Source organism: Psychrobacter sp. T6-1, assembly GCF_052258445.1.
Map to the genome: position 1 here is coordinate 1 of NZ_JBQQFC010000063.1, position 11,096 is coordinate 11,096.

Genomic DNA, 11,096 nt, shown 5'->3' on the forward strand with positions numbered 1-11,096 from the left:
GACATATTCAAAGATATCGCGTCGCAACACTGCCAATCTAATATCGCCTTTTAGACCGCCATAGACTTTTTTTGCAAAATGATCAGCGATATCATCAAAACTGCGATCCGCTCGCTTGTCTTGTGATTCTTGCTCTACTGAATTTATCGTTTGACTCGTGCTATGTTGATACGTCTGGCTTTTATTGTGCATAATAGTTGGGTCTTTATTTGTTGTTCTATCAAGAAGTGGCTTCTATTTCTCGCGCTACAAGATTTAGTAAAATAAAAGTGAACGGCAAGGATATTATACCAGTAGCTTTTGAAGTTTTTTTACGGTATAAATAATGACGCCTATTGACTAAGTTATAGATAATTAAGCTTTTAATTGCTCATTATCGAATGATAGGCTGATGCAATTCTACTGCCAAGGATTTTAGGCAATTATCTGCCCAACTCATGCTAAGGACAGCACCTATGATTATACCCAAATCCACCTCTGTTAATACACCTACTATGACTCGTTGTATCTTATCGGTCGCTGTTGCCAGTAGTTTACTGCTAGTAGGCTGCGGGGATGATAACGACTTTAATGAAAGAATAACCGATAATTCAGACATTAGTGTTGAGTCTATTAGTGAATTTAATCGGGCAACAATAGATGGCGCATTTAGTGCAAATGATCCGTCAATACCTGATGCTAAATGTGACATCAAAATAGAAAAAGTCAGTTATAAAACTGAAGGCGCTGCTGGCGAAGATACCACTGCAACCGCAGCCTTGATGTTGCCTAGTGGTGATAATGCGGACTGTCAAGGTGATCGTCCTATCTTACTCTATGCTCATGGTACCACAACGGATAAAGACTACGATTTTGCTCAAGTCGGTAATCCACAAAACCCAGCGGTGGGTGAAGCAACTCTAATCGCGGCAAACTTTGCTGCTCAAGGATATATCGTTGTCGCACCTAACTACGCCGGTTATGATGAGTCAGATCTCGATTATCATCCGTATTTGGTCGCTGAGCAGCAGTCTACTGATATGATCGATGCATTAGAGAGTGCACGCGATATCATTGATGATGAACAGGACAATAATAATGCAAATTACACTGGTATTGAGGATTCTGATAAGCTGTTTATCAGTGGGTACTCACAAGGTGGTCACGTAGCTATGGCCACAGCTAGAGCGTTAGAGCAAGATGGCGAAACAGTCACCGCTATCGCACCATTATCTGGCCCTTACGCATTAGCAGCGTTTGGTGATGCTATCTTTTCTGGCAACGTAAACATCGGCGCTACGCGCTTTGCGCCATTATTGGCAACAGGTTTAGAGAAAAAATACAAAGATATTTATCGTAATACTACAGATATATTTAGCAGCCAATATGCCAATACTAAGTTGCCAAGTTTGCTTACCTTTGATGAGTTAGTGGATGCTGGTAAATTACCTGAGTTTGCGCTATTTGAAGCAAAGCCTACCGGCAATACTGTACTTGATGCGCTACCAAGAAGCCCACTACCTTTTGCATCGATAGGATTTAGTGATACCAACTATCTTATCAAAACTGACTTTAGAGCGGCCTTTGTTACTGATGCATTAGCCAATCCTGATAGTTTGATCGCAATGACAGGTGCCTTACCAGCAGCGAACCCACAAAACAACCTTCGTAAAGCGTTAAAAGATAATGATTTGCGTGGATATATTCCAAAGATGCCAACATTACTGTGTGGGGGCAATCAGGATCCAACAGTATTTTATGATTTAAATACAGGGTCTATGTCTGCTATATTGCAACAAGCAAGCGCTGCGCCCTCTGCTAATTTAAACATTACCGTTCTGGATGTAGATGCGACCAATGATGATGATCGCGACCAAAATACGGTCACTTCAATCGGTAGTGCTATGAGTAATGCTTGGATGAGTACCGATACTATTGATAATATTCAAAGTAGATTTGCCGCAAGTTTGACCGCTGTGCAGAATCGGGCTATAGCAAATGCTAGAGCAGCAGGGGTAACTGATCCTATACTATTAGCGCAAGCTGCAGGCCAGGCGACACTGGCAAACTATCACGGTGCACTTGCAAGCACTGCCTGTACTCAAGCGACGCGCGAGTTCTTTGAGCAAAACTTTAATCAAACGGCTAACCAAGAAGACAATGATAGAGTGATTCAAACGCCGCTTAGAATGAGCTAATCTTCGATAAACTCATAAATATTAAGCAAACGAAAAACTGTATCCAATCGGATGCAGTTTTTTTGTTTTAGTGTCAAATGAGTCGGTTAAATCTGGACTAAAACTTGCGATAAAAAGTGAGATTAAGCTAGCATAATTTTGGAGTCTAAAACGCATCAAAATATAAGCCAATATTTAGCGCTTTTGCTTGATTTTAATGACACTCAGATACCCCTAAGCGCCTAAATTTATGCTAAAATAGCTTCTTTATTTAAACCTTAAAACTATCGCCATTTTCCTACTGTTTTACATTACTTATAATTCCTTTTTATGGTCAGTTTTACTAATAATGACGCGTTTTTGCGTCTAATTTACGTATGACAGTTAGCCATTTTGACAAAGGCATAAACGGTAGAACGAAATACGAGTAAAGGAGTATATATGAGCGACTCGATCAGTCCTATTGCCATCGTAGACGAGTTAAAGCAATCCTATCTGGATTATGCGATGAGCGTGATCGTCTCGCGCGCGCTGCCTGATGTGCGTGATGGGTTCAAGCCTGTGCATCGCCGCGTTATGTATGCGATGCATGTGCTATCAAATGACTATAACAAAGCTTACAAAAAGTCGGCACGTGTGGTCGGTGATGTTATCGGTAAATATCACCCGCATGGTGATAGCGCCGTCTATGACGCTATTGTGCGTATGGCGCAGGACTTTAGCTTGCGTTATCCCATGGTTGATGGTCAAGGTAACTTTGGCTCGATCGATGATGATCCACCAGCCGCCATGCGTTATACCGAAGTGCGCATGACCAAGCTGACTCATCAGATGCTCGCTGACTTGGATAAAGACACTGTCGATTGGGAAGACAACTACGACGGCTCTGAGCGTATGCCAAGCGTGTTGCCGGCGCGTATTCCAAACTTGCTCGTCAACGGTGCAACTGGTATTGCGGTCGGTATGGCAACCAATATGGCGCCGCACAATTTGACCGAAGTCATTAATGCCTGCCTCGCTTATGCCAATAATCCGCAAATATCAGCGGAAGAGCTGATGACGCATATCTCAGGTCCTGACTTTCCGACAGGTGGTATCATTTATGGCCGTGCAGGTATCCTAGATGCGTATCGTACGGGTAAAGGGCGCTTGCATGTGCGTGGTCGTTATATCATCGAGCCGATGAGTGATACAGGCGTCAACCGTGATCGTGAGCGTATCGTATTCACTGAAGTGCCTTATCAAACCAATAAAGCCAAGCTGATTGAGCGTATCGCAGAGCTGGTTCGTGACAAAAAGATCGAAGGCATCACAGAGATTCGTGATGAGTCGGACAAAGACGGTATGCGCATCGCTATCGATCTGCGCCGTGGTGAGACCGCTGAGGTTATCGTCAATAACTTATTCTTGCAAACGCCGCTTGAATCGAGCTTTAGTATCAATATGGTAGCACTCGATAATGGTCAGCCTAAGCTGTTGACCTTGCGTCAACTGATTGCCGCCTTTGTACGTCATCGTCAAGAAGTGGTGACGCGCCGTACTATTTATGAGCTAAATAAAGCGCGCGTTCGTGGTCATTTGCTAGAGGGCCTAACGGTTGCACTTGCCAACATTGACGATATTATCGCGACGATTAAAGCCTCAGCCAATCGTGGTGAGGCGCGTGAGAGCTTGCTAGGTAATACTTGGGGCTCAGGTAGCGTCGTTGCTATGCTCGCCGCCGCAGGTAGTCAGTCAGTACGACCAGAGTATATTGAAGGCGAAGATCCCAAAGCACCTTTTGGTCTAATTGATGGCTCAGTACAAGGCGAGCAAAGTTATCGTCTATCACTTGAGCAGGTCAATGCAATTTTGGATATGCAATTGCATCGCTTAACAGGTCTTGAGCAGGACAAATTAACTGAAGAGTATCAAGATCTACTGCGCGAAATCGCCAATTTAGAAGCTATCCTTGGTGATTTTGATAAGCTGATGACCATTATCGCTAATGAGATGATTGAGATTCGGGACAACTTCGGTGATGAGCGTCGTACTGACATTATTGACTCGCGTACCGACTTTAACCGTGAAGATCTAATCCCTGAGCAAACGGTTGTCATGACGGTATCACGTACAGGCTACGCTAAAACGCAGCCAATCGATGATTATGTCGCTCAAAAACGTGGCGGAAAAGGCAAGTCAGCGACGGCGATGAAAGAAGACGATGTCATCGATCATTTGGTGGTGACCTCAACGCATGCGACGGTGCTTTGCTTCACCGATACCGGACGTGTCTTTAGTCTACGCGGCTTTGAAGTACCTATTGCTAGTCGCGGCGCGCGCGGTCGTCCATTAGTCAATCTCATTGGCTTGACGGGTGATGAGACCGTCACGACGATACTGCCAATACCGCAAAATACCGCTGATGTTACCGGTCACTTTGTGTTCTTTGCAACCGCTAACGGTACAGTGAAACGCGTTGAGCTAGAGCAGTTTGCTAGTATTCGCTCTAATGGCCTAATCGCTGTTGGTTTAGAGGATGATGACAAGCTCGTTAGCGCTCGCATTACTAGTGGTAGTCAAGAGGTTATGCTGTTTGCCTCAAGTGGTAAGGCTATTCGTTTTGATGAAAATGATGCGCGTTCTATGGGCCGTACTGCAAAAGGCGTGCGCGGTATGCGTCTGAGCGACGATGAAGTGATCAAATCCCTAGTCGTCATCGAAGATGATGTCCGCGAAATCTTGATTGCCTGTGAAAACGGCTTTGGCAAGCGTACCTTTATCGATGAGTTCAATACCCAAAACCGCGGCGGTGGCGGCGTTATCGCTATCAAAACCAGTGCGCGTAATGGTGCTTTGGTTCGCGCGACTAAGGTGGAGCCTGAAGATGACATTATTCTCATTTCAGATAAGGGTACGCTAGTTCGTACCCCTGTCGAGCATGTCGCAAGCTCAGGCCGTAATACGCAAGGCGTTACTTTGATTCGTCTGTCAAAAGATGAGAAACTCGTGGCTATGGCCCGTGTTGAGCATGATGAGAGTGATAATGCACTCGTCGATGCTATGCGTGAGGACGGCACCTTTGATGTTGACGCCCAAGAGCAGATCGATATAGACGCACAGACAGATAGTAGCGCTCATGATGAGATCAATGACTCTATCGATATTGCAAATGACTATCAGCTAAAAGATGATGGTGCTTTAGGCGATATTACTTTAGACAATGAAGGCGACGCCGATGAGGACTGATCCGCTAAGCGACTAACATACTCTTACTTTTAACCTTTTTTAAAAAAAGCCTCTGACGTTATCGTCGGGGGTTTTTAGTTTTTGCTAACTGTTTTTATCACGCTAGTATCTTCAATCTATCTAACCTATGAGGCTACCGTTATGCTCACGACCAATCAAACGTTTCAAGGCACAGTCGCTTCTGTATCAGCGAGCTTCTTATTCTCCTTGATGTTTTTGTTTGGGCTGTTTATGCAGCCTTTATCAGGGACGCAGGTGGCGTCTTGGCGGGTGCTAATGATGCTGCTTAGCCTGATATTGTTAGTGAGCTTTACTCGGCAGTGGCAGCATGTGGTTGATTATCTAAAGACCATAAAGACGCCAATAGATTGGTTGCTATTTATTTTACCAACGCCTATTCTTGGCGGGCAGATTTGGTTGTTTATGTGGGGACCAGTCAATGGCCTGGGTCTCGATGTGACCTTGGGCTATTTTTTACTGCCGCTTGCGATGATTATTGTTGGGCGGTTTTTGTATCGTGAGTATATGAGTGCGCTGCAGTGGGTGGCGGCATTGCTTGCGGCTATCGGTATTGGCTACGATATTTTTCAGTATGGTACGGTATCTTGGGCAACTTTGTTTGTCTGTTTGGGTTATCCGCCATATTTTTTGATGCGTCGCAAACTTGCTGTACCGCCTATCACAGGTTTGTTGTCTGATTTAACCTTACTGACGCCCTTTGTTTTAATCATGCTTTATAGTAGTGGCGGCTTTAGTATGGCGATGCAAGCGAGTAAGTTTTGGTACTTGTTGCCGCTGTTAGGGGCCTTTAGTGCTTTTGCGATGTCGCTGACCATGGTCGCTAGTAGCAAACTGCCCATCTCGTTGTTTGGCGCTTTGAGCTATGTTGAGCCTATGCTCCTGTTTGTATTGTCCGTAACGGTACTCAACCAAAGTCTGGATGAGGGTGGCTCACTATTTATGTACGCGATGATTAGTTTGGCGCTGCTAGTGATGATTATCGATAGTGCCAAGGGCTATATCACGCGCCGCACAGAGGATAATCTATACGGTTACAACGAGCCACAGGTGAACAGCTTCCCGCCGCGTCGCCGCCTGAAAAGTCGCCGTATTGAAGGCGCTCTAGCGGCACATCGATTCCGTAAAATCCAAAAGTATCAACAAAATATCGAAAAGCTATCGCAGAAAATAGAAAACATAAGCTAAAAACGACGGTCTATATTAAAAGAGATAAATGGTGATCAAAAACCTTTACCTCTATACTAGTCATACAATAAAGTGTCAAAACGCAAAAAATACGCTATGATTAGGTGCATTTAACGAGCACTTGATCAGACGTCGATGGTTTTACAATTATGCTGTTATTAGTAATCAAAGATAACAAGACGATCAAGCATAAGCTTTACAATAACTAAAATTTATAAAATATCTATTATCACATTAGGATTACCTATGTTACATCTTCATCATTTAGAGAACTCACGCTCGCATCGCATTTTGTGGCTATTAGAGGAGTTGGGCGCTGACTATAAGCTCACCTGTTATGTACGTAACAAGGCTTATCGCGCACCTGATAGTCTCAAGCAGATTCATCCTATCGGTCATGCTCCGATACTAGAAGTTGATGGACGAGCGCTGATAGAATCAGGATTTATCATCGAGTATCTACTCAAGCACTATGATCCTGAGCATAAGTTCAAACCCACTGATGATCAAGAGACGGCGTGGGAGAACTATACGTTTTGGTTGCACTTTGCCGAAGCGTCGGTCATGCCGCCACTAGTTATGCGCTTGGTATTTACCAAAGTCGTCGAGCAGTCACCTATGCTGATCAAACCTGTTAGTAAAAAGATTCGTGATCAAGTTGAAAAAAGCATGATTAGCAGCAGCTTGGATAAGATGCTGACGATGATGGAGCAGCATTTAGAGGACAATCGTTACTTCGCTGGTAGCGAATTTAGCGCCGCTGACATCCAGATGCATCTGGCTGTACTGGGTGCTAATGCGGGTAAAGGACTGGATAAAAGAAAGTATGCTAATCTGCTTAACTGGCTTAACCGCTGTGAAGAGCGTGATGCCTTTAAGCGCGCTGAAGAAAAAGGCGGTCGTCTAAAGTTCTAGTATATCGTTTGAAAATTTTTAACAGGACTTAAAGTAAGACAAAGGGTGCGTTATCGATTAAAATATTGATAACGCACCCTTTTGTTTTGGATGTAAATATAAAGGTATTATGATGGCAGACCCAAAAAATTTAAAAAACCCATTCAATGAAGAAGACATTGTTCAGCAGCCTGTGTCAATGAAAGCTTGGGGACAAAAGCTACTGGTTGCGCTGCTATGTGTAGCCAGTTTTTATGGCGGCTGGAAATCGTACGAGTCCAACATGGTTAATGAGTGTTATGGCAGCGGCGGTCAAATTATTGAAGGCGAGAGAACGCTATCATGCCAATTGCCTTAGTCTCACAAGCATACGTTTTGACAGATATAAATAAGAGCTGTAGCTTATGCTTAAATTAACCTTTTTGGGGACCTCAGCAGGCGTGCCTACCAAAGATCGCAATGTCACAGCGCTGGCGGTTGAATGTCTTAATCCCTATTTATCTCACTCAAAAGCGTCGCATTCAAAAGCGTCGCATTCAAAAGCATCTGCATCACAACCGTCTAAAAAGTCACGTCCGTGGCTACTCATAGACTGCGGCGAGGGCACTCAGCAGCAATTATTGCGTACTACATTATCAGTCCATCAGCTCGCCGCTATCTGCATCACTCATGTCCATGGCGATCACTGCTACGGTCTGCCAGGTTTGCTTGCTAGCAGCGCAATGTCGGGACGCTCTGAGCCACTAACGATTATCGCGCCGCAAGCCATCGCTCAGCTGATTGAGGCTGTCAAAGTAACGACTGATCTGTACTTGCCTTATACTATTAATTTTATAGCGATAGAAGAGGTGTTATCACAAGCTAAAGATAGCCAAGACAATAAAATTCGTCTCAAGCTAACCGATCAGCATCATATCGATATTGATATTACGCTCTTGTCACACCGCGTACCCTCGCACGCATTTGGTATGACGCAAAAGATAAGTCGACGTACGCTCAACACTGATAAGTTAATCGCTGATGGGGTGCCCGCTAGTAAGATATGGGGACAGTTGCAACAGGGCGAAGACGTCTATACCAAAGAGGGTAAGCGGCTATATTCAGCCGATTATGTTAACACCGAGGAAAAACGCACTCGTATCGTCGTCGCAGGAGATAACGACACGCCTACGTGCTTACAAACCGCGCTACAGGATACAGACCTGCTCGTACACGAAGCCACTTATACTACGCAAGTGCTTGCCAAGATTCAGGCAAAAAATCTTGAGTTTGATCCTATGCATAGTAGCGCGGCACTCATCGGACAGTTTGCGCAAGATAGGGGTGTGCCCAATCTAATTTTGACGCATTTTAGTGCGCGTTTTCAGAGCTTTGATAATCCTGACAGTCGCACGCCAAATATGGGTCATATCCGCACTGATGCTCAAAGCACCTATCAGGGCAATCTATGGCTAGCTGCCGACTTTGCCCAGTATTTAGTTGAAGGGGCTGATAGACAAGTGACTGCTTTGGGTTCTACTTTAGATTCTGGTCTTGATAAGCTAAATTCGTAGACTTTGATATTAAGGTTTATCATCATCCATTGCCAATTGCACCTGTCCTATCCAGTAGCGACTAAATTGATAGGCCACTCGCCCAGAGCGACCGCCGCGCTGCGCGGCCCAGCGTAGCGCTTCAGCTTTGATAGACTCTGGTAGAGTGTCATCATTTGCATCTTCATTACTGTCATCAGACACAGCACTAAAAGACATAGTGTTTAAATAATGCTGAACAATGTGTAAGTAGGTGCGCTGATCCATCGGATGAAAGGACAGCCACAGACCAAAGCGATCCGAGAGCGATACCGTTTCATCTATGGTCTCATAAGGGTTGACCTCATCGGTCTGACCGTCATAAATACTGACATTATCTTTCATGAGCTGCGGCAGTAGGTGACGTCGATTACTAGTGGCATAGACAAGTAGCTTGTCTTGCTCAGAGTCCAGCGCGCCGTCTAATACACTTTTGAGCGTGCGATAGCTCTCATCTTGCCCGTTAAACGCCAAATCATCGCAGTAGACCACATAGCGGCAGTGGCAATCCGCTGGCAGCGCATTGATAGCCGCGCGAATTTTGTCCAGTACCTTTAAATCGTCACGGGCAATCTCGATAATGCGCAACCCTTCGTTATGGTAGGCTTGTAGCAGTGCTCGCACCAGTGATGATTTGCCTGCGCCGCGTGTTCCTGTCATGAGTACGTGATTGGCAGGATAGCCTTTTAAGAACTGGCGCGTGTTCTGTACCAGTTTTGCCTTTTGCGTATCGATACCATGCAAGTCATCTAAACTCAAAAACAGGTTGACGGCTAAAGGTTCTAGATGACCTTGCGCGCCGCCGACCCAGCGATAAGCGAGCTGCTCGGAATCAATCTCAATAGTAGGCGGCAATTGCTGCTGTAAGTACTGAGCAAGCAAGTCTAATACAGGCTTAGGTAGAGCGTACTGAGACATAGTGTTTCTTATCATTAAGAGTAGTTAGAATAGGGGTTTGTTTTGTTCGTTAAATACAAGGGCTTTATTTTATCATGAAAGATAGCGCCGCGATGTCTTTAGAACAACAAGCCTTGCAAGTGCAGGCGAGTCAGCTGTTGCCTATGATCACACGCAAGTTTTTCAAGCTTGGCTATCAAAACATGGCTCATCAACGGATCAGTCAGCAGGCTGATAATACACAGATATATCAAGGTATAACTCGCGCTCAGCATGAGCAGTTCGGTGATGTCATGATCAAATGGCAGCTCAGTATGGATGACTGTTCATCTGAGTTTCATGATGAAGCTAAAGTCTTGCGTGCTCTAGAGCAAAATCATAAGAATCTAATTGCTATTGCGCCATCAGTATTGGCTTTTGACATCCTACATTTAAAAGTATTAGAAAAGCAGCAAACCCTAACCTTACTCGTCATGCCCTATTACGCGCAGGGAAGTTTGGCGAAGTATCTCACCCAGCCTTTAACTGAGCTGCAAAAGCATCAGCTCATAATGCAAGCGGCACGCTTGATAGCTCATCTGCATAACGCTGGCTTAAGTCATGGCGACATCAAACCGAGTAATTTTTTAATTAATAACAAGCACTTTATCAATACGAAAAATCCTGCCTTATTACTTACTGATTTTGCTTTAGCAAAACTGATTGATCCCAGCTCTGTTGAAAGTGCTAAGAAAAACAACTTAAAAACTAGCTCAGGCACGCCCGCTTATCTAGCACCCGAATGCTGGCAAGGGCAAAATACAAGTGTGCAAAGTGATATTTATGCCTTTGGTATTATGCTGTATGAGATATTAATGGGCGAGCGAGCATATAAAATTGATAATCAAAGTTATGAGCCGATAAGAGATTGGGCCATTCAGCATTGTCAGCAGTCTATTCCGCTATTACCTTCTCAATATCGTCGCTATCAATTGATTTTGGCTAAGGCACTTGCGAAGCGGGTAGAGAAGAGGTATTTGAGTATGGAGGAGGTTTTGGAAGATTTGAGTTATTTATAAAACACAAAAAAGCCTGCTAATAAGCAGGCTTTGGTATTTGGTCTAAGAGTTACTATCGAAAAATGGTGGGGCTGGAGAGACTCGAA

General features: G+C 44.5%; 8 protein-coding genes and 1 pseudogene. 7 read left to right on the plus strand and 2 right to left on the minus strand.

The window, feature by feature from the left end; genetic code table 11:
• Positions 1 to 192: pseudogene (locus ACTXGO_RS05570) on the minus strand (SAM-dependent methyltransferase); the annotation flags it as partial.
• Positions 193 to 455: 263 nt separating this feature from the next.
• Between ACTXGO_RS05570 and ACTXGO_RS05575 the strand changes: the two are divergent.
• The 6 genes from ACTXGO_RS05575 (at position 456) to ACTXGO_RS05600 (ending at position 9,037) form a co-directional block, all read left to right on the plus strand.
• A complete protein-coding gene (locus ACTXGO_RS05575; protein WP_443573644.1) occupies positions 456 to 2,177 on the plus strand; it encodes an alpha/beta hydrolase family protein in 1,722 nt (573 codons plus the stop codon).
• 420 nt (positions 2,178 to 2,597) lie between these two features.
• Positions 2,598 to 5,384: a DNA gyrase subunit A gene (gene gyrA / locus ACTXGO_RS05580; protein WP_443573646.1), complete on the plus strand. Its 2,787-nt coding sequence runs from the start codon at positions 2,598 to 2,600 to the stop codon at positions 5,382 to 5,384.
• Positions 5,385 to 5,525: 141 nt separating this feature from the next.
• A complete protein-coding gene (gene rarD / locus ACTXGO_RS05585) occupies positions 5,526 to 6,590 on the plus strand; it encodes an EamA family transporter RarD (protein WP_443541449.1) in 1,065 nt (354 codons plus the stop codon).
• Positions 6,591 to 6,836: 246 nt separating this feature from the next.
• Positions 6,837 to 7,505, plus strand: coding sequence for a glutathione S-transferase (locus ACTXGO_RS05590; protein WP_317199980.1), 669 nt, complete (start codon positions 6,837 to 6,839; stop codon positions 7,503 to 7,505).
• 112 nt (positions 7,506 to 7,617) lie between these two features.
• Entirely contained in the window at positions 7,618 to 7,842 is a 225-nt protein-coding gene (locus ACTXGO_RS05595) for a hypothetical protein (RefSeq protein ID WP_317199981.1), read from the plus strand.
• A gap of 46 nt (positions 7,843 to 7,888) precedes the next feature.
• A complete protein-coding gene (locus tag ACTXGO_RS05600) occupies positions 7,889 to 9,037 on the plus strand; it encodes an MBL fold metallo-hydrolase (protein WP_443541450.1) in 1,149 nt (382 codons plus the stop codon).
• Between the two features lie 9 nt (positions 9,038 to 9,046).
• On the opposite strand, the gene ACTXGO_RS05605 is transcribed toward ACTXGO_RS05600, so the two are convergent.
• Positions 9,047 to 9,973, minus strand: a complete 927-nt coding sequence (locus ACTXGO_RS05605; RefSeq protein WP_443573648.1) for an ATP-binding protein — start codon at positions 9,971 to 9,973, stop codon at positions 9,047 to 9,049.
• A gap of 74 nt (positions 9,974 to 10,047) precedes the next feature.
• Between ACTXGO_RS05605 and ACTXGO_RS05610 the strand changes: the two genes are divergently transcribed.
• Positions 10,048 to 11,010 (plus strand): serine/threonine protein kinase, encoded by a 963-nt coding sequence (locus ACTXGO_RS05610; RefSeq protein WP_443573650.1) that lies wholly within the window; start codon positions 10,048 to 10,050, stop codon positions 11,008 to 11,010.
• Positions 11,011 to 11,096: the final 86 nt, after the last annotated feature.